Below are 25,206 nucleotides of genomic sequence, written 5' to 3'. Positions count from 1 at the left end.
CAAAAACCGGTACCCACTTTTTGGGATCATGCTCTAAGCCAGCCCGATGCGCGTGGCGCCGAGCTTGAACAGGGCTGTGGCATCCCGGTCGAAGCGGAAGGTGTCGATGAAGTCGTCGGCTCGGTAACCCGGAAGCGTCTTGCGGATGGCGGCGGCGAAGTTTTTCGCCTCGTCCAGCCGCCCAGCCAACGCCAGGCAGTGGGCGGCGATCGACAGGATGATGACATGTGCGTTGGGGCGGGCGGCCGCCTTCAGCGCCCATTCGGCCGCCTCGTCGAACTGGCCGAGGCGGACATGCGCCATGGCGCGTGCGCCCAGCATGCCGAACAGCATCGGGTCGAACGGCGACAGATGGCGCGAATGATCCGACGATCCGATCGCCGCGTGCGGGTCGCCCGACTGCGAATGCACGAAGGACAGCGCATAGTGGCCAAGCGCGAAGTTCGGGCTGAGGTCGACGGCTCTTTGCAGTTCGAGCACGGACGCGTCACCCTCGCCGCGCAGCCACAGCGCCCGGCCCATCGCCCAGTGCGCGGCGGGATTATGATCGTCGACCAAAAGGCTCTGGCCGGCCGCCTCAAAGGCAAGCACGCTGTCCTGGTCGCGGTCGCCCCAGCGCTGGAAGGCGCTCTGCCAATGGGTGAAGGAGAGGCCGGCATAGGCGCGGGTGAAGGTCGGATCCTGCCTGACAGCAATGTCGAAGAAATGCCGTGCGAGGTCGTTCTCGCTGCGGGTGAAGCGATACATGTGCCAGAGTCCTCGATGGTAGGCCTCCCAGGCATTGAGCGAATTGGGCGCCTTCAGCATGGCGCGGTTGCGCTCGACCATCTCTATCTCGGATGAGATAGAGGCCACGATGCTGTTGCCGATATCGTCGAGGACAATGAAGATGTCCTCGGCCTTGCGCTCGAAGGTCTCGGCCCAGACGATCCTGGCCGTGCGAACCTCGACAAGCTCGACAGTGACGATCAGGCGACCCGTCGCGCTGCGCACCGTGCCGGTGGCGACATAGTCGACATTCAGCCTTCGGCCGGCATCTTCCGGCGCGATGTTCCTTTCCGCCAGGGCAAAGACCGAGCCCCGGGCGATGACAAAGAAGTCCCTGAGCTTGGCGAGGCGGGTAATGATGTCGTGGGTCAAGCCATCGGCCAGCCCGCCACGAACGCCGCTACCGGCGTCTTCGGCAAATGGCATCACGGCCAGCGAAGCCTTGTGCGGCGTCGCGGCTTCTGAACCGGCAGGCATGACTGACGCCTGGTTCGGCCCGGGCGGAGCTGCCGGTTGTGCCGGCAAAATCGCGCAGGGCCGTTCGCTGCGGATGGACAGCCACGCCTCGCGCACCGGGCCGAAATCCAGCTCTTCCGACTGGAACAACTGCGCCGCAGCGGCAAGATGGTCTTCGCAGGCGCCGAACTGGCCGCGCCGCGCCAGCCTCACCAGGAGTGCGACATGGGCGCTGCTGTCGAACGGGGTCAATTCCAGCCATTTTTCGAGATGGGCGGAGACGTCTTCGGAATCGGCCGGCAGCGTCTTGACCAGATGTTCCAGTATAGCAGCTTGGCAGGAACCGAAACGGCGGCGCTGCGCGGTCAGCCAGCTGTTGAAGAGAGGGCTGCGGTCGATCTCCAGCCCTTCGAGGAAGTCGCCGACGAACAGGTCGGAGAGCAACTGCAGTCGCGTCGGCTCGAGCGTTTCGATGCCTGCGGCAGCCGCCGCCGCGACATCCAGAACGTCGACTGAGATGCCGTCGAGATCGAGCGCGATCGTATCGCCCGATGTTTCGATCCTGCGGCGGCCCGGTTCGTCGAGCGCGGCCCGCAGCTTGCTCAGGCACCAGCGCAGCTCACCCCTGGGATCATTTGGAACATCCCACAGCAACTCGCAGAGCTTGCCACGTCCGACCGGATGGGGCGCCAGCGCCAGATAGCCCAGCAGCGCGCGCAGCTTGCGCGATGCCGGCAAGACCACCGGGACGCCGTCGCGCGCAATTGTCGGCGGCCCAAACAGGCGCACGACAACACCTTGATGGCTGCTCGCCAGGCTCGATTCCACGCCAGATACCACGCCTGCTCCCACGCTGACCTGCCGGCCCCTGCTTTACCACCGAGCACGACAAAGTGCACCCGGCTCGCAAAATTTGTGCGCCGAATGTGGTGTTTACCACACTGCCGCACGTCAAGGACCTGTAGTGCGGCAAGGTGTCGAAATCTCGCCGCCCAAACCGCCGGTGTGTAACCGGCCCGTGAGCAAGAACCAGGAGTCTACCATGTTGCATCAGCAGAAAATCAGAACCACGGCCGGCCGCGGCCGCCTGTTCGACAGCATCCTCGACACCATCGGCGACACGCCGGTCATCCGCGTCAATAATCTCGGACCGGCGCACGCCACCATCTACGTCAAGGCCGAGTTCTTCAATCCGGCGGCGTCGGTGAAGGACCGGCTGGCGCTCAACATCATCGAGGAAGGTGAACGCACCGGCGCGCTCAAGCCGGGACAGACCATCGTCGAGGCGACCAGCGGCAACACGGGCATCGGTCTTGCCATGGTCTGTGCGCAGAAGGGCTACAAGCTGGTGGTGACGATGGCCGACAGTTTCTCGGTCGAGCGCCGCAAGCTGATGCGGATGCTGGGCGCCAAGGTGGTGCTGACGCCGCGCGCCGAGAAAGGCTTCGGCATGTACAAGAAGGCGGTGGAACTGGCCGAAGCGAATGGCTGGTTCCTGGCGCGCCAGTTCGAGACCAAGGCCAACGCCGACATTCATGAAGCAACCACGGGACGCGAGATCGTCAACGATTTCGCGGGCTCGCGGCTCGACTATTTCGTCACCGGCTACGGCACCGGCGGCACCGTCGCCGGCGTGGCGCGGGTGCTGCGCCGCGAGCGGCCTGAGACCCGGATCGTGCTCACCGAACCGGCCAATGCGCAGCTTGTCGGCAGCGGCAAGCCGCAGATGCGTGGCGCCGGCGGAGCGCCGGCCGCCAGCCATCCGGCTTTCGAACCGCACCCGATCCAGGGCTGGACGCCGGATTTCATCCCGCACGTCCTGCAGGAGGCCATCGATGGCAACTTCTATGACGAGGTGATGCCGATCGCCGGGCCGGAGGGCATGAAATGGGCCAAGGCGCTAGCGCAGCAGGAAGGCATCTTCACCGGCATTTCCGGCGGTTCGGCTTTTGCCGTGGCGCGCCAGATCGCCGGCACGGCACCGGCCGGATCGGTGATCCTGTGCATGCTTCCCGATACCGGTGAACGCTACATGACCACGCCTTTGTTCGACGGCATCGAGGCCGAGATGAATGCGGAAGAGCTTGCTCTCTCGCGCTCGACGCCCGGTTGCCAGTTCCCGGCATGATGACGCGGGAGCAAATTGCATGGACGCGATGCCTGGACGCTCGGCTACCAGTGCCGAGGAAACGCTTGACCCCTCGGACTGGGCCGATGTGCAAAGCCTGTCGCATCGGATCGTTGACGATGCCGTCGCTTACCTGCGCGATGTCAGGCAACGGCCGGTGTGGCAGGAGATGCCTGGAGATGTGAGGGATTTCTTCACCGCCTCGCTGCCGCAATCGCCGACCCCGCTTGCCGACATCTATGGCGATGTCGTGGACAAGGTGATGCCCTATCCGATGGGCAACATCCATCCGCGCTTCTGGTCCTGGTATATGGGGTCGAGCAATTTTACCGGCGCGATCGGCGATTTCCTGGCGGCAATCCAGGGCTCCAATCTCGGCGGCGGCAACCATGCCGCCGCCCTGATGGACGGCCAGGTGGTCGACTGGTGCAAGCAGATGATGGGCATGCCGGCTTCGGCCAGCGGTACGCTGGTCAGCGGCGGCTCGATGGCCAACATCATCGGGCTCACCGTGGCGCGCAACACCAAGGCCGGCATCGACGTGCGCGAGCACGGCGTTGGAGCAATCGAAAAGCCTTTGCGTTTCTATGGCTCGGACCAGGTCCATTCCTGTCACCGCAAGGGGATGGAAGCGCTCGGTCTCGGCAACAAGGCGCTGCGCCGCATTGCCAGCGACGCCGGCCTGCGCATCGACATTGAAGGTTTGAGGACTGCGATATCGGAAGATCGCGCGGCCGGGTTCAAGCCGGCCTGCATCATCGGCAACGCCGGCACTGTCAACACCGGCGCCATCGACGATCTGCAGGCGCTGGCCAAGCTGGCGCATGAGGAGGACCTCTGGTTCCATGTCGACGGCTGCATCGGCGCGCTGATCGCGATCGCGCCTGAGAATGCACATCGCGTCGCCGGCATCGAATGGGCCGATTCCATCGCGCTCGATCCGCACAAATGGCTGCATGCGCCGTTCGAGGCAGGCTGCGCGTTGGTCAGGGATGCCTCGGCGCATCGCAAGACCTTCGCGGTGACGCCGGAATATCTGGAATCGACACCGCGCGGGTTGGCCTCCGGCCAATGGCTGCACGACTATGGCCTGCAGACGACACGTGGCTTCAAGGCACTCAAAGTGTGGATGGCGTTGCGAGAACACGGCGTCGAAAAATTCGGCCGCCTGATCGACCAGAACATTGCGCAGGGGCAGTATCTCTCAGGGCTGATCGCGGCCGAACCAGCGCTCGAACTGACGGCGCCGACCAGCATCAACATCGTCTGCTTCCGCTATCGCGCGGATGGTCTCGATGGCGAGCGCGCGAAAGCGCTCAACACCGAGATCATGCTGAGGCTGCAGGAAGACGGAACCGCCGCCATTTCCGATACCACGGTGCAAGGCCGGCATTGCCTCAGGGTGGCGATCAACAACCACCGGACCCGGCGCGAGGATCTCGACCTTCTCGTCGCCGAAACGGTCCGCCTGGTCAACGAGATCGCTTCTGCCTGACCGGCCATGGGGTAGTTCTCAGCCGCTGGCGGCCTCCTTTAAATCGCCCTCCGTAGCGGGAAACGTCACGCCGGGAAGGTAAAATGTGATCGGCCGGATTTCGTAGACTGCCGAGGGATTCACGCGGCGCAAGTCGCGCGCAGCCGCAATCGCCGCCTCCTGCGTGGCGCAGTCGAGGACATAAAGACCCAGCAATTGTTCCTTGGTCTCGGCAAACGGCCCGTCGATGACGATGCCTTCGCCCGGACCGCGCAGCGTCACGGCGTCGGCGGTCGCGCCCAGTCTTGCCGCCGGCCCGAGCTTGCCTTCGCGGGTCAGCCTGGCGTTGACTTCGAGCAGGTCGTGCATCAGCGCCGCATCCTGCTGCGGCGTCAGGGACTGGATGGTCTGTTCGACGTGATAGGCCAGGATGGCGTAAAACATGCGGCGATCTCCTCCTGTTCGAGCGGCTGCACTATTGCAAGGTTGGGTTGGCTGATCCACCCCCGGTGCCCATCGAGACGCTAGTCTGCTGCCTCATGCCGCCAGCGGCAGGCTGAGCTCCGTCAGCAGGCCGCCGCGGGGACGGTTGGACAGGTTGACATCGCCGCCGGCGGCACGCGCAATGTTGCGGGCAATGGTCAGGCCGAGGCCGAGACCGCCGGTCTGGCGGTTGCGCGATTGCTCCAGCCGCACGAAGGAACCGAACACCTGGTCGAGCTGCGCCTGCGGTATGCCCGGCCCCTCGTCGCGGATGACCAGCGTGACCGTGCCGTCCGACTGCCGCAGGCTGACATGGGCTTTCTTGCCGTAGGTCACGGCATTCTGGACCAGATTGTTGACGCAGCGCTTCAGCGCCACCGGTCGCGCGATGCAGATCATGCCACGCGGCCTGGCGCCGTCATGGTCGAACGTGACGTCCTCGAAACTGTCGGCGATCGATTCCACCAGCGACCAGAAATCGATCCGCTCGCTCTTCTCCTCGGTGACTTCGAAGGTGGCGAAGTCGATGACGGAGCTGGCGATGCTCTCGATGTCGGCGAGGTCGTGGGCCAGCGCCTCGCGGGCCGTCGATCTGCGCAACAGTTCGAGGCGCAGCCGCATGCGGGTCAGCGGCGTGCGCAGATCGTGGGCGAGCGCGGCGGCCAGATGTTCGCGGTCCTCGACATAGTCGCGCAGCCGGACCTGCATGGCGTTGACGGCTTTGGCCGCGGCGCGGATTTCGCGGCTGCCGGTCTCGGCGATCGGCGGGCTCTTCAGGTCCGTGCCGATCCGGTTGACCGCCGTTTCCATCATCCGATAGGGCGCTGTCAGCCGGCGCAGCGACCAGATCGACATGATCACCACCAAGGCCGCGATCAGCGAATAGAGCGGCAGGCTGTCGAAGCTCAATATCGGTCCGACCGGCGTGTTGGGCTCGGTGAAATTCAGCCATTGGCCGTCGGCGAAGCGGACAGATGCCGTCAGCTTGTCGCTCTGGGCGAAGCTCGCCGCCAGCGATAGCAGGTCACGCTCCACCGCGCCGACATCCTTGGTCACGGCCACACCGCCAGGCGCGTTGGCTGCCTGGGTTGCCGGATCGCGCCGGACGCGGGCGTCGGTGATGCCGAATTTCGACAGCCGCCCGACCAGGATGTCCTCGAGTTCGGCCAGTTCGTCGTCGCCGGCGATCGACGAGGTGACCGCGGGCGTGTCCGAAACGGTGAGCGCATAGGTGGCGTTGAACAGACCGGAGGCCGTCAGCTTGCGCTGCTCCGGCGTGTCGTCATGCATCAGCTGCACCAGCGAATAGGCGCGGTCGTTCAGCCGGTAGAGATCGACCTCGTCATTGGCGACGGCGCGATCGCGCGAGACGATATAGAGCGTAGCGACCTGGCTGATCAGCAGGCCGGCAATGACGATGAGCAAAACCCAGACCGGCAGGGTTTGCGGCAGGAAACGTCTCATTCGGAGGTGGTCTCGGGCAGAAACTGGTAGCCTCCGCTGCGCACGGTCAGGATCAGTTTCGGCGTCTTGGGGTCGTCTTCCATCTTGCGCCTGAGGCGGCTGACCAGGATGTCGATGCTGCGATCGAAGGAATAGTCGCTGTCGCCGCCGGAAAGCTCGATGAGCTGGTCACGGGTGAGCACTCGCTGCGCGCTTTTAACGAAGGTCTGCAACAGGTTGAACTCCGCCATCGTCAGCTCGACCCTGACGTCGCCCGGCGCCATCAGCCGGCGGCGCGAGCAGTCCATCGTCCAGCCGGCGAAATGATAGATCTGCTTGGTGGTGGCGCGCTTCGGCTCGGCAGCACCATTGCGCCTCAAAACGGCGCGGATACGGGCCAGCAGCTCGCGCGGATCGAAGGGTTTGGGCACATAGTCGTCGGCGCCCATCTCCAGGCCGACGACGCGGTCGGTGGTCTCGGTCACCGCCGTCAGCATGATGATCGGCGTCGAGTAGCTGGCGCGCAGGTCGCGGCAGAGCTCCAGCCCGCTCTTTCCCGGCAGCATCACATCAAGCACGATCAGGTCTACCTGCGTGCGGCGCAGTATGTCTTCCATCTCGACGCCGTCGGCGGCAACCGTAGTGCGCAGGCCCCGCTTCTGGAAGAATTCCTGAAGCAGGTCGCGAATGCCCTTGTCGTCGTCGACGATCAGTATGTGCGCATCGGATTTCACGGCGATCCTGTCATTGCTGGCGGCCGGTCGGCGGCTGCCTTCTGAGTCTGCTTCTGTGGCGTCACCCACACGATAGAATTCTGGCCACATGTTGGCCAGCGGCGATGATCGCCCGCAAAGCCGATTTGCCAGAAACAATCCAGAAACAAAATTCTATAGTCCGGAAAAACTCCCGAAAAAAATCAAGGGCATAAAAGGTGCCGTGGCGGTCAGGACATCGGCTGCGACGCGAAGTCTCCGGAGTAACGGACATCACCAATGCACAGGTTCACGATCAGCTTGATGGGTGCGCTGCTCAGCATTCCGCTCGTCACAGCCGCGGTCGGAGCCACAACCGCAAAGGTGACGCCGATCACAAGGAGCGAGCGCTGCATCGATCTCAATCGCCAGGTAGACGAAGCCCTTGAAACCCATGCCGCGGCAACGCAGGTCACCGCGGCGAAAGCACTGCAAAGAAAGGGAAACCGGTTCTGCGCCAACAAGAAACAGGCACAGGGTATCCGGATGCTCGCGAACGCTTTGAAGCTGCTTGGAGTGACACCGATCGACCCGGTTCAGTGACACTCGAAACTCGACCCGCACAAAGAAGGAAATGAAGCCATGAAAAAGTCCATCCTCTCCGCCACCGGTCTCGCCGTCGCTCTCGCTTTCGCAATGCCGGCTCTGGGCAATGCCGCTGCCACCACGACCGCTGCTCCGGCTGCTTCCACGACCACCGCTCCGGCGACCACGACCGCCAAGCCCCCGGTGAAGAAGGTCGTCGCCAAGAAGCCCGTCAAGAAGCACAAGAAGGCGAAGAAGGTCGTCAAGACGGACGCCCCGAAGGCCTGATCCAGACAGCCAACAGGCTTGTCTGTAACAAGGCCGCTCCAGCACCCCCCCCGGCTGGAGCGGCCTTGTCGTGTGAGTGCATGATTACCCGTTGATGGGTGCCGGCCACCCAGGACTTTAACCCGTTTGCAATGCCGGTCCGGTAGGATAGCCCGCATGAAGAAGCGGCTTTCATCCATTCTGCGCTCGATGGCCATCGGCGGCCTTGTGGCCTCGGCAATGGTCAGGGTGCTGATCCAGTTCACCGCCAGCCCGGTGCCCGATCCGGTGAGCGGGCGCACGGAGCCGTCGCTGTTTGCACCGGCAATCTCCAGCAGCTGGCAATACATCACACCATGGCAAAGCCTGCTGCTTACCGTGATCACCGGCGCGGCGCTGGCCTGCTTCTTCGGCTGGTTCGCGGTCGCCTGGGTCGAATACAAGGCGGCCGGATCAAGGCCGGATGCGGCATCCAGCGCACGGCAATTCCAGGCTCGTCGCGTCGCCAATCGCCAGGGCCGTTGAACCGCAGCATACACTTCCTAAATTTGTGAACGGCAGCACTTCCGGGAAGCCGGTTTGGCGCGCCGATCAAAATGGACGACGGCTTTCCCCCATGACAAAGTGAGAGCGACCCCTCGCGCGATACCGGTTCCCGATGCCTGAAATCAGTTCCAAACCCCGCACCAAGACCAAGCCGCGGACCGAGCGGCCGAAGCTCTACAAGGTCATCCTCATCAATGACGATTTTACGCCGCGCGAATTCGTGGTGACGGTGCTGAAGGGCGAGTTCAAGCTCAGCGAAGACCAGGCTAACCGGGTGATGATCACCGCGCACCGGCTCGGCGTTTGCGTCGTTGCCGTCTTCACCAGGGATGTCGCCGAGACCAAGGCGACACGGGCCGTCGACGCGGCCAAGGCCAAGGGGTACCCGCTGCTGTTTACGACGGAGCCGGAGGAGTAGGTTGAGCGTCTTTCTCCCCGTATAGTGACGGGGAGAAGGCATCACCTTCCTTCTCTATACCACATCGCGCCCATGGCCAGCAGCAGCAGGCAAAGGCCGAGGAAGCCGCCGAACAGGGGTACGCGCGAGACGGCTTTGAGCACGCTGTCGTCGGTGCTGCGCAGGCCGATCCAGTCTGCGCCCGAGGCCGCACCGGAGGCGCGGACCGGGACGATGGAGGGCAGGGCGACACTGCCGGTGAGCTGGCCAAGGGTGGAGGAGGCCGCCAGCCGGCGCACGCTGCCGCCGGTGGCCTCAGTCGGAGCCTTTAACCGGTCCTCGGTGGAGACGACGTCGGAGAATTCCGGCGCGTTGACCGGGCCGACATGGGCGAGTGCGGTCAGGTCACCATTGCCGATCTGGTAGAGGCCGATCTCCTTGGTCTCGATGCTGCCCAGGAAAACGCCGGGTTCGGACTTCTCCAGCTTGACGATCAGCGCCTTGCCCGAAGGGGTGATCACCTGCGCCGGGCCGGGATCGTCGCTCATCGTCTGGCGGCGGATTTCCAGCATCATGCCGCGGCCGTCGGCGGTCAGCCGCTCTTCCTCGAGTTCAGGTTCCTTCATCAGCCAGTGGGCGATGCGGCGGTAAAGCTGGACATGCGGCCCGCCACCCTCGAAGCCGCGCGCCCATAGCCAGCCCTGATCGGACAGAAGCATGCCGACGCGGCCTTCGCCCTTATGATCGAGCAGAAGCAGCGGGCGGTTGTCGGCGCCCTTCATCACCACTTCGCCTTCGGGGTTCTGCACGCCGATGGTGCGGAACCAGCGGCTCCAGCGCGGCGGCTCGGTCGCCGAGCCGTCGAGGCCGCGCGTCACCGGATGGCGCTGGCCGAGATCGGTGAGGCGCGGATAGAAGGCCTTGTCGATGACTTCGCCGGTCGGCATTGCCGGCAGCGACGACATTAGCGGGGTGCGGGCGATCGAGGCGTCGCCGGCATATTCCGGCCCGGCGGCGATCAGCAGCGCGCCGCCCTTTTCGACATATTCGGAGATGTAGTCGTAATAGAGGATCGGCAGCACGTCGCGGTGCTGGTAGCGGTCGAAGATGATGAGATCGAAATCCTTGATCTTCTCGACGAACAACTCGCGGGTCGGGAAGGCGATCAGCGACAGTTCGTTGATCGGCGTGCCGTCCTGCTTTTCCGGCGGCCGCAGAATGGTGAAATGGACGAGATCGACCGAGGCGTCGGATTTCAGCAGATTGCGCCAGGTGCGCTCGCCGGCATGCGGTTCGCCGGAAACCAAAAGCACGCGCAAGTTCTCGCGGATGCCGTCGATCAACGCGATGGCGCGGTTGTTGGCGTCGGTCAGTTCGCCCGGCTCGCGGTCAATGGAGAGTTCGACGATGTTGCGGCCGGCGCCGGGGATGGTCACCTGCAGCGGCATCGCCTGGCCGATGGTCGCCTCTTCGACCGCGACCTGCTCGCCATTGACCGAGACGCGGACATCGACCGGGCCGGTTTCGCCGTCGGTGGCGATGACGCGGTAGGTCATGTCGAGCGGCTTGCCGACGAGGCCGAAGCGCGGCGCGTTCTCGAAGCGGATGCGGCGGTCCTTCTCGTGCTCGTTGCCGGTGATCAGCGCGTGCAGCGGCGCATTGAAGTCGGGGGCGGCCGGCGCGTCATGCACCTCGCCATCGGTGATCATGATGGCGCCACCGATGCGCGAGGGCGGCACGTCGCGGAAGGCGCCTTCAAGCGCTGCAAAAAGCTTGGTCTCGGTGCGCTCGTCGGCGGCTTCCGACTTGCCGGCCTCGACGACGCGGACGTCGAACTGCTTGAAGCGGCCAAGGCGCTGCTGCAAACCGGCAAGCGCTTCGTCGGTCTGTTTGGTCCGGTCGCCTATATCCTGGCTCTGGCTGCGGTCGACGATGACGGCAACGACGCTCTTCAGCGCCTCGCGCTCCTCATCGAGGAAAACCGGATTGAGGAGTGCTGCGCCCAGCGCAATCAGCGCCGCGATGCGGAAGATCGCGCCGCGCTGGCGAAACCACAAGCCGACAGCCGCCAGCACCAGCAGCGGTGCGAGCACCAAAGCCAGCAAGGGCCAGGACAGCAGCGGTTCGAAGGAAATCGACCAGTTCATCGTTTACCCTCCCCCTTGTGGGGAGGGTCGATCCGCGTAGCGGAGCGGGGTGCGGGTAGGCGACAGAACGCTAGCGCTGCACCCCCACCCCGGCTCACTGTCTTCGCTTCGCTGCGACAGCGAGCCGACCCTCCCCAAAAGGGGGAGGGTGAGGCTGCGCCGCCGGCGCCAGACAGGATCGAGACGTAACTAGCCAATACCGCCATTCTACTGCCCCAGCCGTTCGAGCAGGATCGGCACGTGCACCTGGTCGGATTTGTAGTTGCCGGTCAGCATGTACATCATGATGTTGACGCCGGCGCGCAGCGCATAGATGCGCTGCATCGGATCCGATGGCACGGTCGGCAAAAGCGGGTCACCATTCTCGTCGACGGCCCAGGCGCCGGCAAAATCATTGGCGGTGATCAGGATCGGCGAGACGCCGTCGCCGACGCGTACCGGCCGATTCTCGGCATTGCTGGCCTCGAGCGAGGCTTCCACCCAGAGCGGGCTGCCGGAGAAGCGGCCGGGAAATTCGGGCAGGATGAAGAAGGATTTGGTCAGCACATGGTCGGCGGGCACCGGCTCCAGCGGCGGCACGTTGAGATTGCCGAGAATGTCGCGCAACCGTTCCGTCGCCGGGCTCGCCGAATCCGCACCGATGCCGTTGGCGAACTGGTCGCGCGTGTCGAACAGCACCGTGCCGCCCTGCTGCATATAGGCGTCGATGCGGGCGATCGCGGCTTGGCTCGGCATCGGCGCGGAGGGATCGATCGGCCAGTAGATCAGCGGATAGAAGGAAAGCTCGTCCTTCGAGATATCGACGCCCGCCGGCGCGCCCGGCTCGAGCGCGGTCTTCTCGATCAGGAAGCGGGTCAAGCCTTCGAGCCCTGCGCGGCTGATCGAATTGTCACCGGGCACACCGGTCAGCACATAGGCGATGCGGGTCTTGGCAATGTCCTCGATAGCGGCGGCATCGCCGGGCTTGGCGTCGTCGGCGCGGGCGAGGTCGGCATGGCCAAACAGCATGCCGAGGCCAAGCAGCAGCGCAGCCGTCGTTGCCGCGGCCGATCGGGCGCGGCGCGGTCGGCGCGACATCAGCCCGCCCATCCAGAACACCGCCAGCGTGTCGAGCAGCATAAGCACAAGTGCCGCTGTGACCAGCGATCCCTTGAGGTCGCGCGATTCATCGAAAGCGTACTGGATATTGGTCACCGGCACTGTGAATTGCGGGCGCACCAGCGGCGCGAAGGCGGTGGCCGGGTCGAGCAGATTGTGGGCGAAAACGCCGGTTTCCGAGCCATAGAGGCCGGGCGGGTTCTCGAACGTCACCGGCAGCGAGCCGGCGCCAGGGACCAGCGGTCGTGCGTCCGGCGTCGGCGGCACCAAAGTGCCGTCGGCGGCTATCATGCGATAAGGCGCCAGCGACGTAGCAGCGGCTTCAGCGTTGGCAACCGCCGCACCCTGGTTGCGCGACAGTTGCACAATGCGCCGCAGCATCTCGACGAAGCTGCCGGAGATCGGCAGCGTCGACCATGTCGCTTCCGGGGTGATGTGGAACAGAACCAGCGTGCCCTTGCCCTTCTTCAACCCGGTCACCAGCGGGGTGCCATCGGCAAGGGTTGCCCAGGTGCGTTCGACGATGTCCGGCGTCGGTTCGGCCAACACCTGCCGGCTTACCGTGACCTCGGCCGGCGGTGCGAGGTCGGCGAACGGGCCGTTCTTCGGGAATTCGGTCACCGCTTGCGGCGTCGTCCATGACAGCGCGCCGCCAAGCGAGCGCTCGCCGGTGCGCAGCCTGACCGGCAACAGATCATCGTCATTGCCGGCGGCGGCCAGCCGCGAACCGGCAAAGCGCACCAGCGTGCCGCCATTGTCGACCCAGTCGACCAGCCGCTGATGGACCTGCGGCGGAATGGTACCGATATCGGCCATGACGATCATCGCCGGCTTCTGGTCGAGAAGCTGCGGGATGGCGTCGGCGAGATCGACGCTCGACGGTTCGACCAGATCGGCGAAAGGCTGCAGCGCGCGCCTGATGTAATAGAGCGGCGACAGAAGCGGCTGCGCTTGGTCGGCCTCGGCCTGCGATAAAAGTCCGACGCGGCGGCGCTTGGAGCTTTCGTCGAGCACGCGCACCGCACCTGCCTGGCGTTCGCCGTCGAGCGCGATCGAGGCGAAGTCGTTGCGCAGTTCGAACGGCACCGCCATTGTGCCGGTGGCGGTGGTCTCACCCGGCGCGAAGGTCAGCGTCGCGTCGGCGATGCGGCGGCCCTTGTCGTCGAAGGCGCCGGCGGTGACTTGTGCCGGCGCCGGGTCGCCGGGCGCGCGGATGGCGGTCAGGGCGAAGCCGTCGACCTCGTTCTCGGCGCCGGTGAGCCCAGTCAGCGCCAGCCGGTCGGAATCGGCCCAGACGACACGGGCGGCGTTTTTCGACAGCAGTGTGTTGAAGGCGGCCTCGTCGCCTTTTGCCGCAAGGCCGTCGGCGAGAACGGCAACGCTGGCGCCGGGCAAGGTTTCCAGCACGCCGGCGACGCGGGCATAGACAGCGGGTCGGTCGGTCGGAATCGGCCTCGGCTTGGCGGCGCGCAGCCGGTCGAGGGCAGCCGCCGCATCGAAGGGGCCGATCTCGGCGTTCGGCTTTTCGGCGGTGAAGGCGATGACGACCGGTACGCCGTTCGAACCGGCATCGGCGATCAGCCGCTGGGCGGTGGCGACGCGCTTGCCCCAGTCGGCGGCACTCGCCCAGTCATTGTCGATGACGAGCGCCAGGGCGGCGCCCTCGGCCGGCAATTTTTCGCGCGGATTGAAAACGGGTTCGGCTAATGCCGCGACGACAAGGGCTGCCATCAACAGCCGCAGCAGCGTCAGCCACCACGGGCTCTGCTGCGGCGTTTCCTCGCGCTTCAGCACGCGAGCGAGGATCTTCAGCGGCGGAAAGATTTCGGACTGCGGCTTGGGCGGTGTGAGCCTGAGCAGCCACCAGATCACCGGCAGCGCCAGCAGGCCCCACAACACCATGGGAGCGCCAAAGGAGAGCGGCAGCCAGTTCATGCGCCGGCCTTTCCCACGAATGCGCCATCGGCGGTCATCGCCATGTGGATGCGCACCAACGCCTCGGAAGCGAGGCGGTCGGTGTGGTTGACGGTGTAGCTCCAGCCGAGGCGCTTGCACCAGCTGGCCAACTCCTGGCGGCGGGCGGTGTAGAGCAGGCGGTATTCGTCGCCGAGCATTTCGGCGCGGCCGGCGGTCAGCTTGTCGCCGGTCTCGGGATCGGTGAATTCGGTGCGGCCGGCATAGGGAAAGGTCTCCTCCGCCGGATCGGCAACCTCGATCAGATGCGCACGCACGCCATGCCGCGCCAGCACATCGAGCCATTCCATGGTCTCCTCGACCGGGTCGAGGAAATCGCTGACGACGACGATGTCGCAGAAGCGGCGGATGGCGGACAGGTCAGGCTTTGCCGGCGGGTCGGTGGCGTGCATCAATTGCGCCGCGATGCGCTCGGCGCCGTTGCGGGCGGTGAACGGATCGGTCAGGCCGGGCCAGGCGATGCGCTCGCCGCTGCGAGATAGCAATTCGGCCATGGCCAGTGCCAGCACCAGCGCGCGCGATTCCTTGGAAACGCTGGCGCCAGTCGATTTGTAGAGCATGGAGGGCGATGGGTCGGCCCAAAGCCACACCGTGTGGGCTGCTTCCCATTCGCGGTCGCGCACATAGGTGTGGTCGTCACGGGCCGAACGGCGCCAGTCGATGCGCGAGGAATCGCCTTCGACATAGGGGCGGAACTGCCAGAAATTCTCGCCGATGCCGCGCTTGCGGCGGCCATGCCAGCCGGCAATTACCGTATTGACGATACGGCGCGCCTCGACCAGCAGGTCCGGCACCAGCGAAGCCCGCAAGCGGCCCCTGGCGAGCGCGTCGCGCGTCGCTGCCGGTGCCTGGACTTCGCCGATACGCGCCATCAGATTCCTTTGGCCAGTTTCGCTACCACGTCGCGCACGGTCGTGCCCTCGGCGCGGGCGGCAAAGGTCAGCGCCATGCGGTGCTGCAGCACCGGTTCGGCCAGCGCGCGGATGTCGTCCACCGACGGCGCCAGCCGCCCGTCATAAAGCGCGCGCGCACGGGCGCACAGCGTCAGCGCCTGGCTGGCGCGCGGGCCGGGACCCCAGGCGACATGCTTGTCGGTCTCGGCATTGCCCTGGCCGGGACGCGCCGAACGCACCAGTTTGAGGATGGCGTCGACGACACTTTCGGGCACCGGCATACGGCGGATCAGCGTCTGGATTTCCCTCAGCCGCGCCGGCTGCAGCACGTTTTGCGCCTTGGCGTCCTCGATGCCGGTGGTCTCCAGCAGAATGCGCCGCTCGGCCTCGATTTCGGGATAAAGGATGTCGACCTGCATCAGGAAGCGGTCGAGCTGCGCTTCGGGCAGGGGATAGGTGCCTTCCTGCTCCAGCGGGTTTTGCGTCGCCAGTACATGGAAGGGTGCGGGCAGGTCATGGCGAATGCCGGCGATGGTGACGTGATATTCCTGCATTGCCTGCAGCAGCGCCGACTGGGTGCGCGGCGAGGCGCGGTTGATCTCGTCGGCCATCAGCAATTGCGCGAAGATCGGGCCGGAGATGAAGCGGAAGGAGCGCTTTCCCGCCTCGTCCTGCTCCATCACTTCGGAGCCGAGAATGTCGGAAGGCATCAGGTCGGGCGTGAACTGGATGCGGCGCGAATCGAGGCCGAGCACGACACCGAGCGTTTCGACCAGCTTGGTCTTGGCAAGGCCGGGCACGCCGACCAGCAGCGCATGGCCGCCGGCAAGCAGCGCCACCAGCGTGCGCTCGACCACCACTTCCTGGCCGAAAATGACGCGGCCGACGCCGTCGCGCACCCTGGAAATATCGGCCAGCGCCGTCTCGGCCTGGGCGATCATGTCCTTTTCGTTGATTGGGCTTTCCTTGACCATTACGCTCATGCCGCATCGATCCTTGTGCTGGAAGTACCGGCTTGCACTGTAGTGCCTTAGAATGCCGCGATTCGGCTTCGCCTGGCGCCTACGAATGAATTTAAATCACAGACTTAGGCTGACAAGCGGAACAACAGTGACTATTTCGTGACCATGACGGAACGCTCCGAACATCGCGAGCACAGCCTTACTGCCGCAACCGAGGCGCGCGGTCTCGAAGCGTTGATCTCGCGTGCGGCTCGCGCCGGCAAGGGCGCGGCGCCGGTGGAGCGCTGGAATCCCGACTTTTGCGGCGATCTAGACATGGAGATCAAACAAGACGGAACGTGGTTCTATCTCGGCACGCCGATCGGCCGCATGCCGCTGGTGCAGCTGTTTTCCAGCGTGCTGCGCAAGGACGAGGATGGCAGGACCTATCTGGTGACGCCGGTCGAACGGGTCGGCATCCGCGTCGTGGACGCGCCTTTCATCGCGGTTGAAATGGATGTTTCCGGCGCCGGCGCCGAGCAGACCATCACTTTCCGCACCAATGTCGGCGATGTCGTCGAGGCCGGACCTGGCCATCCGCTGCGCTTCGTCGACGAGAACGAGACCGGCGGCCTGAAGCCCTATGTGCTGGTGCGCGGGAGGCTGGAAGCGCTGGTGGCGCGGCCGGTGATGTACGAACTGGTCGAGCATGGCGAGGAGATCGATATTGGCGGCAAGACGATGTTTGCCGTGCGCTCGAAAGGCGAAATCTATCCGATCATGCCGGCGGAAAAACTGAAGCGGCTGAGCGCATGATGGATCAGGTGAGGCCGCCGCCGTTTTCCACAGCGGATTTTCGCGCGCGGGTCGCCGCGCAAGCTGAAGCCCATGCCGGCGACGATTATGGCGATCATCGCTTCAACCCCGGCCATCCACGGTTGACGCAGCTCAAAGCGCTGCGCGACGCCGCGGTGCTGATCCCGGTCGTCGATCATGGACGCGATGCGACCGTGCTTTTGACCAAGCGGGCGGAAAAACTGCGCAGCCATTCCGGGCAGGTGGCTTTTCCTGGCGGCACCATTGATCCCACCGATGCGACCCCGGAAGCAGCGGCCTTGCGCGAGACCTTCGAGGAGATCGGCCTCGGCCATGACCGCATCGAGATCATCGGCCGCATGCCCGATTATGTCGCCGGCAGCGGCTATCGCATCGCGCCGGTGCTGGCGATCGTCGAGCCCGGTTTTACGCTGTCGCTCAATTCCGACGAGGTCGACGCCGCCTTCGAAGTGCCGCTTTCGTTCCTGATGGATCCGGCCAACCACACCAGGGACAGCCGCATGTGGAACGACCTGGAATGGTTCTTCTACGATATGCCCTATGGCGGCCAGCGCATCTGGGGCGTCACCGCCGGCATCATCCGCACGCTCTATGAAAGGCTCTATGCTTGAGTGATCCGATATCGCTGGCGGGCAGAGCCGACTGGCTGGGTGAAAAGCATCTGCAGCGGCTGCTTGCCGTGCTGGCGCAGGGCGGCGAGGAAGCCCGCATCGCGGGCGGCGCGGTGCGCAATGCGCTGATTGGGCAGCTGGTCGCCGATATCGACGTTGCTACCACTTGCCTGCCCGAGGAAACCGTTCGCCGCGCCGAGGCGGCGGGCTTCAAGGCGGTGCCGACCGGCATCGAGCACGGCACGATCACGGTGATTGCCGGCGGCGCGCCCTATGAGGTCACCACGCTGCGCGCCGACATCGAGACCGATGGCCGCCGCGCCAAAGTGTCGTTCGGCCGCGACTGGAAGGCCGACGCCGAACGGCGCGATTTCACCATCAACGCGCTCTATGCGGAGGCTGACGGGACGGTGGTCGACCTGGTTGGCGGCGTCGGCGATATCGAGGCACGAAGGCTGCGCTTCATTGGCGATGCCGAGCAGCGGATCCGCGAAGACTATCTGCGCATCCTGCGTTTCTTCCGCTTTTTCGCCTGGTATGGCGAGGGTCGGCCCGATGCCGAGGGATTGAAGGCCTGCGCCCGGCTCAAGGACGGTCTCGCCCATCTCTCGGCCGAACGCATCTGGTCCGAGCTGAAGAAGTTGTTATCGGCCCCAGATCCGTCGCGCGCCTTGCTGTGGATGCGCCAGGCCGGCGTGCTCACCAGCGCCCTGCCGGAAAGCGAGAAATGGGGCATCGATGCCATTCATGGGCTGACCAAGACAGAAAAGGATCTGGGCTGGGCGCCGGACCCGCTGCTCAGGCTGGAGGCGATCGTGCCGCCCGATGCGGCGAGGATGAAGACACTGGCCGAGCGGCTGAAACTTTCGACCACTGAGGCGGAGCGCCTGCGCCACTGGGCGCTGACGGCTGCCGTCGAGCCCAAGACAAGCGAAGCGGAACTGGCCAAGAAACTCTATTCCGGCGAGCGCCAGGGTTTTCTCGATCGCGTGCGGCTGTCGCTGGCGTCGGCGCGAGCGCGGGCTCTCGAGGACAATGACGCGCTGGTTCAGGCCGGCGGGTTTTCGCGCCTGCTCGCTTTTGCGCTGAAATGGGAAAAACCGGTGTTCCCAGTCAAGGGCGGCGATCTGACGGCGCTTGGCGCGTCGCCGGGGCCAATACTCGGTGCGATCCTGAAAAACCTGGAAAAGGAATGGATCGGGTCCGGCTTTGCGCTCGATCGCGACGCGCTGCTGGAGCGCGCCGCGGAAGCCTTGAAGGCCAGATAGGACTGCTCAGGCCGCGTCGCGAACTTTCTCGATGCGCGAGCGGATCGCCTCGATCATCGTCTCGCGAATGACCGTTTCGCCATGTGTCTCGCGCATATGGTCGACGGCGCGGCGCATGACCTCGGCTTCCTCACCGGCACGGGTGTGCCACTCACAGCCGGGAACCAGCGAGCCGCAATGGAATTCCTTCATGGGGTTTTCTCCTTTTCCTCCTTGGAGCCTGTGCCTCTCATGGGCACACGAAGCTCCGCCATCTCTGTTCCGCGCCCTGTCACAGCAGTCGGTTTCGGGGGCACGCACGGGGGAGCTAGCATAACACGGTTCGACGGTTTTGGTTGCCGTGGGTGCGAAAAGGCGGAGCAGCGCTGCTCCGCCCCCTCTTGTCAGGCTAAGCCAAGGCAAGACCGTTCGGTCTTGTCCCCATCACTTCACGATCTTGACGGACTCGGCAACCTTGTTCTTGCCGCTCATGTCCCAGGAAACGCGGACCTTTTCGCCGGCCTTCAAGCCTGGATCCTTGAAGGTCTGGGGCAGCGTGAAGGTGGATCCATCGTCCAGAACAAGGCTCATGGCCGTGCCATCATAGGTCTTGACCGTGCCCGTGGTGTGCTTGACCGCGGCAGAGGCAATCGAGCCGGAAGCGAGAAGGGCAGCGGCGGCTGCCGAAACAATGAGCTTTCGCATGTAATACTCCTGGAAATGCGGGCATCCGTTTGGAAAATGCTCCGCCTTGTTCAGGGCCGTCCGGTAGCGTCGTGTCGCGGTTCGGGACTGAACCGCCGGCGCTTCCCGGCCCGAAACGACAAATAGTCGTTTTATTTCAATCGCCTATTAGACGAAAAAGATAATGGCGATGCCACATTGGCTGCCCAGATTCGGCGAATGGGACGTCAATGCGGCTCACGTTTCGCTCACCGATTTTTTACGGCCACCTGACCTCCGGCGGCAGGCTGGACAGGATCGAAGCGACATTGCCGCCGGTCTTCAGGCCGAAGATGGTGCCGCGATCGTGAAGAAGGTTGAATTCGACGTAACGGCCGCGGCGAATGAGCTGCTCGTCGCGGTCGTCGTCGGTCCAGTTCTCGTTGAAATGGGCGCGAACCAGGTGTCCGTAGACGACAAGGAAAGAACGCCCGACATCCTGGACGAAGTTCAAATCGGCATTCCAGCCGCCTTTCTCCTCCCCCGAATGCAGCCAGTCGAAAAAGATGCCGCCGACGCCGCGCGGCTCGTGGCGGTGCGGCAGATAGAAATACTCGTCGCACCAGGCCTTGAATTTGGGGTGGTCGGCGATCGCAGCGTTCTTCTCGCAGGCGAACTGCATGGCTCGATGGAAGGCGACCGTGTCGGGGTGATCTTCCGTGCGGTTGCGGTCGAGCACCGGCGTCAGATCGGCGCCGCCGCCAAACCAGTGGCGCGACGTCACGACCATGCGGGTGTTCATGTGCACGGCCGGCACGTTGGGGTTCCAGGGATGCGCGATCAACGAAATGCCTGATGCCCAGAAGCTCGGGTCTTCCTCGGCGCCGGGCATCTGCTTCCTGAATTCGGGCGAGAATTCGCCATAGACGGTCGAAGTATGGACGCCGACCTTCTCGAAGACGCGGCCGCGCATCATCGCCATGGCGCCGCCGCCGCCCTTTCCATTGTCGCGTTCCCACGGCGTCTTCTCGAAGCTGCCGGGCGACCATTCGGCCAGTGGTCCCTGCAGTTCCTGTTCGATCTGCTCGAAGGTTGTGCAAATGCGCTCGCGCAGCGTCTCGAACCAGAGCCTAGCCTTCATTTTCTTCTGTTCGATGTCGGGTGGCAGGCCTGCCGGTATTTCTGGTCGTTCCAAAATGCTGTCTCCGGTCGCGGCCGACAAAGGACCTAGTGGAGTGAATTTGACATTTGCACACAGCGTGGCGCAGGGCACGATGCAAATGTCAAATTCGAAAACTCCACCAGAAACATAAACTTGCTAGTGGTCCTTGTGATTCCAACATTCGCAACGGCGCCTGGGGATTAGGGAGGCGAATGTTGGAATCGGACCACTAGCCTTTTCCGGGCGCGATCCCTAATCTCTTAGGGGCAAGGGTCAAGTGTCATCTGGTTCGGCCCAGGAGTTCTTTCATGCGCACGCCGGCAAGACCGCCGCTGCATGGCCTGAAGAAAAGGCTCGATCGTTCACGCGCCGAGCGCGAGCGCATGCCGCGTGACGGGTTTTTGCGCGAGACCTTCGTCCTGCCGCGCCCGGATGCGCGGCTCAAGGCCAAGGAATGGTTCGAGCGTTTTCCCAAGCAGGCCTACTGGACCGAGATCGAAAGCTGGTTCGAGCGGCCGGGCGACGTAATCGAATTCACCATACGGCGGCTGCCCGCGGCGGATTAGGATTCCACAAGCAGTCGCCTTGCGCCCGGCCCTTGCGCACTCAAGCGATCTTCCCTGTTTCGCAGCGGGCATTTGTCGATCGACATGCAGCCGCAGCCGATGCAGTCGGTAAGGCCGTCGCGCAGCTTCTTTAGCTGAGTGATCTTGCGATCGAGGTCGTCGCGCCAGCCGGTCGACAACAGGTTCCAGTCCTCGCGCGTCGGGGTACGGCCTTCTGGCAGCGATTCAAGTGCGGCGCCGATCTCGGCCAGCGAGATGCCGACCTCCTGGGCGATCCGGATGATCGCCACCCGCCGCAGCACGTCGCGGCCATAGCGCCGCTGGTTGCCCGACGTGCGGTGGCTGCGGATCAGCCCGCGCGCCTCGTAGAAATGCAGCGCCGACACCGCCACGCCGCTGCGCATGGCCAACTGGCCGACCGTCAATTCCTTTACCGGAGCCATCTCGATTTTCCGCTTGACCTCAACTTAAGTTGAGCTTGTAGCCAGGAAACGTCGATAGGGCAATTGAGGAGAAGGCGATGTGCGCCTGGGTGAGAATGATGCAAGACGCAACGGCCGTTGGCGATGACGACAACGCGCTGAAGGGTCTAGCCGAGCTGCCGGATGGCTTCACCGGCGACCATGGCGACCGACAGCGCGACGTTGATGCTGCGCGTGCCCGGCTGCATCGGGATCGTCAGCCGCGCATCCGCCGCCTGATGGACAGGATCCGGCACGCCGCCGGATTCACGGCCGAACAGCAGGATGTCGCCTTGGGCGAAGCTGAAGCCCGCATAGGGGGTCGCGGCTTTGGTGGTGAGCAGCACCAGCCGGCAGGCTTCGCCCTTGCGCCAATCCTCGAAGGCGTTCCAGTCGACATGGCGGGTCAGGGCAGCCATTTCGAGGTAGTCCATCCCGGCACGCTTGAGCGCTTTGTCGGAGAGCGGAAACCCGGCTGGTTCGATGATGTCGACGCCAAGGCCGAGGCAGGCGGCGAAGCGCAGGATAGTTCCGGTGTTGCCGGCGATGTCAGGCTGGTAGAGGGCGATGCGGAGACGGTGGTTCATTTCCGCGTCTTTCTAATAAGTGGCAGATCGGCCACAGCGGGTGGCTGGTTTTGGAAATTGCTGGATCTGCGGGTGGCCATTTTCTGCGAAGTCGATTATACCGCACGCATTGTCAACCCGAACCGATGGAGGGGTATTTCATGATGACCATGCACATCCAGCGCCCCTCCCGTGGGCTTACCTGCCTTCCGGCGGTTTCGGTACGACGATTTACCTGATTTCTTAGATCTGATCGCACCGATTCCCGCCGAACCCAATTTTCGGCTCTCGAAGGAATCCTGCGATGTTTTTCAACCGGTTAAATGGGCCAAGCGCCCCAGCTGAGCATGTCGCGACCGAGGCCTATCCTCGTGTCCCGACGGATGCAATCCGTGCCTCCGGCCGAATGCCGGCGCACGACATTGCTTCGCCTTTTTATGTCTATTTTCACACGGAGGACGGACCGATGTTCGATCCCTATAAGATACCGGGTTCAAGAAGCCTGCACGAACGCAAGACGGCGACCTGGGCGTTGCTGGTCGGCGAGACCTATTCGTCGGCGGTTCATGCCGAGACGCGCCGGCGTCCGCATCGCGGCATGTTGCCGGATGTCGATTTCTCGCGTGCGGTTCCCGACCACAGCCGGCCGTCGCTGGTGCGCCGGATCATCCGGCTGATCCGGCCGGGCGCGAAAAACCGAACTGGCGGCGGCGTGCCGTCAGTTCAGTCGAACGCTTCTGTCGGTGAAAAGCCCGCAAGTCCCTATATTGCGCGAAGCAGGACCGATGGCCCGGGTGATTCCGGGCCGTCAGTCCCCGCCGACGTACGGTCTGGGGACGCGGAGCGCCCCGGGGATTTTTCCCGCGCCGCATGAGCGGACAACAGTTTTGTGAGCATCCCTATGTTTAGCTGGTTTGAAAGAAGGCTCGATCCGTTCCCCGCAGCGGAACCGGTCGAGCCGCCGAAGACGCTGGTTGCCTTCTGCGTGCATTATACGCGCGGCGCCTGGCCATACATCATCGTCGATGCGGTGCTGGTGACGGCGATTGCCATCGCGGAAGTGTGGATGTTCGGCTTCATGGGCCACATCGTCGATTGGCTGTCCGGGCAGAATCGCGAAACCTTCCTGCAGACCGAGAGCTGGAAGCTCGCCGGCATGGCCTTCGTCGTGCTGTTCGCGCTGCCGGGTACGGTATGGCTGCATTCTTTGCTCAACCAGCAGACGCTGATGGGCAACTACCCCATGCGCATCCGATGGCAGGTGCATCGTTATCTCTTGAAGCAGTCGATGAGCTTCTACCAGGACGAATTTGCCGGCCGCATCGCCACCAAGCTGATGCAGACGGCACTCGCTGTGCGCGAATGCGTCATCAAGGTGATCGAGGTGCTCAATTACGTCATCGTCTATTTCCTCGGCATGCTGTTCATCGTCGGCTCGGCCGACTTGCGGCTGGCGGCACCTCTCGGCGTCTGGCTGCTCGGCTATATCGGGTTGTTGCGCTATATCATCCCGAAGCTGGGCAAGGTCGGGGAGGCGCAGGCCAATGCGCGCTCGACTATGACCGGCCGCGTCGTTGACAGCTACACCAACATCCAGACGGTCAAGTTGTTTTCCCATGCACGGCGCGAAGCAACGTTCGCCAAAGAAGGCATGGCAGGCTTCCTTGACACGGTCTACCGGTCGATGCGGCTGGTGACGGTGCTTTACGGCCTGCTCTATATCCTCAACGCGCTGCTCCTGTTTTCGGTGACTGCGCTGGCGCTGTGGCTGTGGCTCGGCCAGGCGGTGACGATCGGCGCCGTCGCCGTGGTCATCGGCCTCGTGCTCCGTATGTGGGGCATGTCGCAGTGGATCATGTGGGAAATGTCGAGCCTGTTCGAGAACATCGGCACGGTGCAAGACGGTATCGCCTCGATCTCGCTGCCGCGCCTGGTCGAAGACCGGCCGGGGGCGAAGGACATTGCCGTCACCAAGGGCGAGATCCGCTTCGACGACATTCGTTTCCACTATGGCAAGCAGAAGGGCGTCATCGAGAACCTGTCGCTGACGGTGAAGCCCGGCGAGAAAGTCGGCATTGTCGGGCGCTCGGGTGCGGGCAAGTCGACGCTGGTCAATCTCCTGTTGCGGTTCTACGACCTCGAGAACGGCCGGATCCTGATCGACGGCCAGGAGATCGCTTCGGTGACGCAGGATTCGCTGCGCGCGCAGATCGGCATGGTGACGCAGGACACTTCGCTGCTGCATCGTTCCGTGCGCGACAACATTCTTTACGGGCGGCCCGATGCGACGGAGGAAATGCTTGTCGAGGCAGCCGGGCGGGCCGAGGCGCTGGAGTTTATCGGCAGGCTTTCGGATCACACCGGACGTAAAGGGCTCGACGCTCATGTCGGCGACCGCGGCGTCAAATTGTCCGGCGGCCAGCGGCAACGCATCGCCATTGCTCGCGTTATGTTGAAGGACGCACCGATACTTATCCTTGACGAAGCGACGTCGGCGCTGGATTCCGAAGCCGAGGCCGCCATCCAGGAGAATCTCTACAAGCTCATGCAAGGCAAGACCGTCATCGCCATTGCGCACCGGCTGTCGACCATCGCGGCGATGGACAGGCTCGTCGTCCTCGACAAGGGCCGTGTCATCGAGGAGGGGTCGCACGAGGAACTCGTCGCCAGCGGCGGGCTCTACGCGCAGCTCTGGCAGCGCCAGTCGGGCGGGTTCCTGCTCGATGACGGTCCGGTCGATGCCGCCAATGACGCTGTTGCCAACGACATCGGCGTGAAGGGTGAAGCCGCAGAGTGATGAC

The 25,206-nt window shown here is 64.1% G+C and carries 25 protein-coding genes; 12 read left to right on the top strand and 13 right to left on the bottom strand.

Going from position 1 to position 25,206, the window contains the following annotated elements; genetic code table 11:
• Positions 1–33: 33 nt before the first annotated feature.
• The gene (locus ACYG9V_RS27800; RefSeq protein WP_352762353.1) at positions 34–2,064 is read right to left on the bottom strand and encodes a transcriptional regulator; all 2,031 of its coding nucleotides are present in this window, start codon (positions 2,062–2,064) and stop codon (positions 34–36) included.
• Between the two features lie 202 nt (positions 2,065–2,266).
• Between ACYG9V_RS27800 and ACYG9V_RS27795 the strand changes: the two genes are divergently transcribed.
• Both ACYG9V_RS27795 and ACYG9V_RS27790 read left to right on the top strand, forming a co-directional pair.
• A complete protein-coding gene (locus tag ACYG9V_RS27795) occupies positions 2,267–3,352 on the top strand; it encodes a PLP-dependent cysteine synthase family protein (RefSeq protein WP_023748149.1) in 1,086 nt (361 codons plus the stop codon).
• Positions 3,353–3,371: 19 nt separating this feature from the next.
• On the top strand, positions 3,372–4,847 hold the full coding sequence (locus ACYG9V_RS27790; protein ID WP_352762351.1) for a pyridoxal phosphate-dependent decarboxylase family protein: 1,476 nt from the start codon (positions 3,372–3,374) through the stop codon (positions 4,845–4,847).
• Between the two features lie 18 nt (positions 4,848–4,865).
• Here the strand turns inward: ACYG9V_RS27790 and ACYG9V_RS27785 are convergent, their stop codons facing one another.
• From ACYG9V_RS27785 to ACYG9V_RS27775, 3 genes are all read right to left on the bottom strand, one after another.
• The gene (locus ACYG9V_RS27785; protein WP_023691602.1) at positions 4,866–5,270 is read right to left on the bottom strand and encodes a YciI family protein; all 405 of its coding nucleotides are present in this window, start codon (positions 5,268–5,270) and stop codon (positions 4,866–4,868) included.
• 93 nt (positions 5,271–5,363) lie between these two features.
• Positions 5,364–6,773 (bottom strand): ATP-binding protein, encoded by a 1,410-nt coding sequence (locus ACYG9V_RS27780; RefSeq protein WP_023683676.1) that lies wholly within the window; start codon positions 6,771–6,773, stop codon positions 5,364–5,366.
• Complete coding sequence (locus ACYG9V_RS27775; RefSeq protein ID WP_023670002.1) at positions 6,770–7,486, bottom strand: response regulator; 717 nt, start codon at positions 7,484–7,486, stop codon at positions 6,770–6,772. The genes ACYG9V_RS27780 and ACYG9V_RS27775 overlap by 4 nt, the downstream gene beginning before the upstream one ends.
• Before the next feature lie 258 nt (positions 7,487–7,744).
• Between ACYG9V_RS27775 and ACYG9V_RS27770 the strand changes: the two genes are divergently transcribed.
• The 4 genes from ACYG9V_RS27770 (at position 7,745) to clpS (ending at position 9,260) form a co-directional block, all read left to right on the top strand.
• Positions 7,745–8,047, top strand: a complete 303-nt coding sequence (locus ACYG9V_RS27770) for a hypothetical protein (protein ID WP_023683677.1) — start codon at positions 7,745–7,747, stop codon at positions 8,045–8,047.
• A 39-nt stretch (positions 8,048–8,086) separates the two neighbouring features.
• The gene (locus ACYG9V_RS27765) at positions 8,087–8,317 is read left to right on the top strand and encodes a hypothetical protein (RefSeq protein WP_023670004.1); all 231 of its coding nucleotides are present in this window, start codon (positions 8,087–8,089) and stop codon (positions 8,315–8,317) included.
• 156 nt (positions 8,318–8,473) lie between these two features.
• Positions 8,474–8,821, top strand: a complete 348-nt coding sequence (locus ACYG9V_RS27760; protein WP_352762349.1) for a hypothetical protein — start codon at positions 8,474–8,476, stop codon at positions 8,819–8,821.
• 133 nt (positions 8,822–8,954) lie between these two features.
• Positions 8,955–9,260 carry an ATP-dependent Clp protease adapter ClpS gene (gene clpS, locus ACYG9V_RS27755; protein ID WP_023670006.1) on the top strand — a complete coding sequence of 102 codons (306 nt, stop codon included), beginning with the start codon at positions 8,955–8,957 and terminating at the stop codon, positions 9,258–9,260.
• 41 nt (positions 9,261–9,301) lie between these two features.
• On the opposite strand, the gene ACYG9V_RS27750 is transcribed toward clpS, so the two are convergent.
• The 4 genes from ACYG9V_RS27750 to ACYG9V_RS27735 form a co-directional block, all read right to left on the bottom strand.
• A complete protein-coding gene (locus tag ACYG9V_RS27750) occupies positions 9,302–11,386 on the bottom strand; it encodes a membrane protein (protein WP_023737800.1) in 2,085 nt (694 codons plus the stop codon).
• Between the two features lie 207 nt (positions 11,387–11,593).
• Positions 11,594–14,419 carry a DUF4159 domain-containing protein gene (locus tag ACYG9V_RS27745; RefSeq protein WP_460222046.1) on the bottom strand — a complete coding sequence of 942 codons (2,826 nt, stop codon included), beginning with the start codon at positions 14,417–14,419 and terminating at the stop codon, positions 11,594–11,596.
• The gene (locus ACYG9V_RS27740) at positions 14,416–15,330 is read right to left on the bottom strand and encodes a DUF58 domain-containing protein (protein ID WP_023711132.1); all 915 of its coding nucleotides are present in this window, start codon (positions 15,328–15,330) and stop codon (positions 14,416–14,418) included. The genes ACYG9V_RS27745 and ACYG9V_RS27740 overlap by 4 nt, the downstream gene beginning before the upstream one ends.
• Positions 15,330–16,334 carry an AAA family ATPase gene (locus ACYG9V_RS27735; protein WP_023711133.1) on the bottom strand — a complete coding sequence of 335 codons (1,005 nt, stop codon included), beginning with the start codon at positions 16,332–16,334 and terminating at the stop codon, positions 15,330–15,332. Before ACYG9V_RS27735 ends, ACYG9V_RS27740 begins: the two co-directional genes overlap by 1 nt.
• A gap of 144 nt (positions 16,335–16,478) precedes the next feature.
• Between ACYG9V_RS27735 and ACYG9V_RS27730 the strand changes: the two genes are divergently transcribed.
• The 3 genes from ACYG9V_RS27730 to ACYG9V_RS27720 are packed head-to-tail and all read left to right on the top strand — an operon-like array spanning position 16,479 to position 19,008.
• Positions 16,479–17,108, top strand: a complete 630-nt coding sequence (locus ACYG9V_RS27730) for a DUF1285 domain-containing protein (RefSeq protein WP_023686147.1) — start codon at positions 16,479–16,481, stop codon at positions 17,106–17,108.
• On the top strand, positions 17,108–17,740 hold the full coding sequence (locus ACYG9V_RS27725; RefSeq protein ID WP_023683684.1) for a CoA pyrophosphatase: 633 nt from the start codon (positions 17,108–17,110) through the stop codon (positions 17,738–17,740). Before ACYG9V_RS27730 ends, ACYG9V_RS27725 begins: the two co-directional genes overlap by 1 nt.
• Positions 17,737–19,008, top strand: a complete 1,272-nt coding sequence (locus ACYG9V_RS27720; RefSeq protein ID WP_352762346.1) for a CCA tRNA nucleotidyltransferase — start codon at positions 17,737–17,739, stop codon at positions 19,006–19,008. Before ACYG9V_RS27725 ends, ACYG9V_RS27720 begins: the two co-directional genes overlap by 4 nt.
• A 6-nt stretch (positions 19,009–19,014) precedes the next feature.
• On the opposite strand, the gene ACYG9V_RS27715 is transcribed toward ACYG9V_RS27720, so the two are convergent.
• The 3 genes from ACYG9V_RS27715 to hemF form a co-directional block, all read right to left on the bottom strand.
• Entirely contained in the window at positions 19,015–19,200 is a 186-nt protein-coding gene (locus ACYG9V_RS27715) for a DUF1059 domain-containing protein (RefSeq protein ID WP_023670013.1), read from the bottom strand.
• A gap of 231 nt (positions 19,201–19,431) precedes the next feature.
• Complete coding sequence (locus tag ACYG9V_RS27710; protein WP_352762344.1) at positions 19,432–19,692, bottom strand: DUF1344 domain-containing protein; 261 nt, start codon at positions 19,690–19,692, stop codon at positions 19,432–19,434.
• A gap of 238 nt (positions 19,693–19,930) precedes the next feature.
• Complete coding sequence (gene hemF / locus ACYG9V_RS27705) at positions 19,931–20,845, bottom strand: oxygen-dependent coproporphyrinogen oxidase (protein ID WP_023695814.1); 915 nt, start codon at positions 20,843–20,845, stop codon at positions 19,931–19,933.
• Positions 20,846–21,120: 275 nt separating this feature from the next.
• Here hemF and ACYG9V_RS27700 point away from each other — a divergent pair, with 275 nt between their 5' ends.
• Positions 21,121–21,378 (top strand): hypothetical protein, encoded by a 258-nt coding sequence (locus tag ACYG9V_RS27700; RefSeq protein ID WP_023683688.1) that lies wholly within the window; start codon positions 21,121–21,123, stop codon positions 21,376–21,378.
• On the opposite strand, the gene soxR is transcribed toward ACYG9V_RS27700, so the two are convergent.
• Positions 21,375–21,821: a redox-sensitive transcriptional activator SoxR gene (gene soxR / locus ACYG9V_RS27695; protein ID WP_023691595.1), complete on the bottom strand. Its 447-nt coding sequence runs from the start codon at positions 21,819–21,821 to the stop codon at positions 21,375–21,377. The genes ACYG9V_RS27700 and soxR overlap by 4 nt on opposite strands.
• A gap of 146 nt (positions 21,822–21,967) precedes the next feature.
• Positions 21,968–22,426 carry a tRNA (cytidine(34)-2'-O)-methyltransferase gene (locus ACYG9V_RS27690; RefSeq protein WP_352762342.1) on the bottom strand — a complete coding sequence of 153 codons (459 nt, stop codon included), beginning with the start codon at positions 22,424–22,426 and terminating at the stop codon, positions 21,968–21,970.
• A gap of 445 nt (positions 22,427–22,871) precedes the next feature.
• Between ACYG9V_RS27690 and ACYG9V_RS27685 the strand changes: the two genes are divergently transcribed.
• Positions 22,872–23,279: a hypothetical protein gene (locus tag ACYG9V_RS27685; RefSeq protein WP_352762340.1), complete on the top strand. Its 408-nt coding sequence runs from the start codon at positions 22,872–22,874 to the stop codon at positions 23,277–23,279.
• A gap of 27 nt (positions 23,280–23,306) precedes the next feature.
• Positions 23,307–25,202: an ABC transporter ATP-binding protein gene (locus tag ACYG9V_RS27680; RefSeq protein WP_023705915.1), complete on the top strand. Its 1,896-nt coding sequence runs from the start codon at positions 23,307–23,309 to the stop codon at positions 25,200–25,202.
• Positions 25,203–25,206: the final 4 nt, after the last annotated feature.

It is taken from the genome of Mesorhizobium sp. W016 (assembly GCF_054719485.1).
Note: the sequence above shows the minus strand (reverse complement) of the source record. Positions and strands in the feature narration are given on the sequence as shown.

What these genes read in the sequence shown, in the direction of transcription:
- ACYG9V_RS27760 (WP_352762349.1), top strand. Translation starts at nt 8,474, where the DNA reads ATGAAGAAGCGGCTTTCATCCATTCTGCGCTCGATGGCCATCGGCGGC.
- clpS (WP_023670006.1), top strand. Translation starts at nt 8,955, where the DNA reads ATGCCTGAAATCAGTTCCAAACCCCGCACCAAGACCAAGCCGCGGACC.
- ACYG9V_RS27750 (WP_023737800.1), bottom strand. Translation starts at nt 11,386, where the DNA reads ATGAACTGGTCGATTTCCTTCGAACCGCTGCTGTCCTGGCCCTTGCTG.
- ACYG9V_RS27740 (WP_023711132.1), bottom strand. Translation starts at nt 15,330, where the DNA reads ATGGCGCGTATCGGCGAAGTCCAGGCACCGGCAGCGACGCGCGACGCG.
- ACYG9V_RS27685 (WP_352762340.1), top strand. Translation starts at nt 22,872, where the DNA reads ATGTTCGATCCCTATAAGATACCGGGTTCAAGAAGCCTGCACGAACGC.
- ACYG9V_RS27725 (WP_023683684.1), top strand. Translation starts at nt 17,108, where the DNA reads ATGGATCAGGTGAGGCCGCCGCCGTTTTCCACAGCGGATTTTCGCGCG.
- ACYG9V_RS27690 (WP_352762342.1), bottom strand. Translation starts at nt 22,426, where the DNA reads ATGAACCACCGTCTCCGCATCGCCCTCTACCAGCCTGACATCGCCGGC.
- soxR (WP_023691595.1), bottom strand. Translation starts at nt 21,821, where the DNA reads ATGGCTCCGGTAAAGGAATTGACGGTCGGCCAGTTGGCCATGCGCAGC.
- ACYG9V_RS27730 (WP_023686147.1), top strand. Translation starts at nt 16,479, where the DNA reads ATGACGGAACGCTCCGAACATCGCGAGCACAGCCTTACTGCCGCAACC.
- ACYG9V_RS27710 (WP_352762344.1), bottom strand. Translation starts at nt 19,692, where the DNA reads ATGCGAAAGCTCATTGTTTCGGCAGCCGCCGCTGCCCTTCTCGCTTCC.
- ACYG9V_RS27735 (WP_023711133.1), bottom strand. Translation starts at nt 16,334, where the DNA reads ATGAGCGTAATGGTCAAGGAAAGCCCAATCAACGAAAAGGACATGATC.
- ACYG9V_RS27785 (WP_023691602.1), bottom strand. Translation starts at nt 5,270, where the DNA reads ATGTTTTACGCCATCCTGGCCTATCACGTCGAACAGACCATCCAGTCC.
- ACYG9V_RS27790 (WP_352762351.1), top strand. Translation starts at nt 3,372, where the DNA reads ATGGACGCGATGCCTGGACGCTCGGCTACCAGTGCCGAGGAAACGCTT.
- ACYG9V_RS27700 (WP_023683688.1), top strand. Translation starts at nt 21,121, where the DNA reads ATGCGCACGCCGGCAAGACCGCCGCTGCATGGCCTGAAGAAAAGGCTC.
- ACYG9V_RS27795 (WP_023748149.1), top strand. Translation starts at nt 2,267, where the DNA reads ATGTTGCATCAGCAGAAAATCAGAACCACGGCCGGCCGCGGCCGCCTG.
- ACYG9V_RS27715 (WP_023670013.1), bottom strand. Translation starts at nt 19,200, where the DNA reads ATGAAGGAATTCCATTGCGGCTCGCTGGTTCCCGGCTGTGAGTGGCAC.
- ACYG9V_RS27745 (WP_460222046.1), bottom strand. Translation starts at nt 14,419, where the DNA reads ATGAACTGGCTGCCGCTCTCCTTTGGCGCTCCCATGGTGTTGTGGGGC.
- ACYG9V_RS27770 (WP_023683677.1), top strand. Translation starts at nt 7,745, where the DNA reads ATGCACAGGTTCACGATCAGCTTGATGGGTGCGCTGCTCAGCATTCCG.
- ACYG9V_RS27765 (WP_023670004.1), top strand. Translation starts at nt 8,087, where the DNA reads ATGAAAAAGTCCATCCTCTCCGCCACCGGTCTCGCCGTCGCTCTCGCT.
- ACYG9V_RS27780 (WP_023683676.1), bottom strand. Translation starts at nt 6,773, where the DNA reads ATGAGACGTTTCCTGCCGCAAACCCTGCCGGTCTGGGTTTTGCTCATC.
- ACYG9V_RS27680 (WP_023705915.1), top strand. Translation starts at nt 23,307, where the DNA reads ATGTTTAGCTGGTTTGAAAGAAGGCTCGATCCGTTCCCCGCAGCGGAA.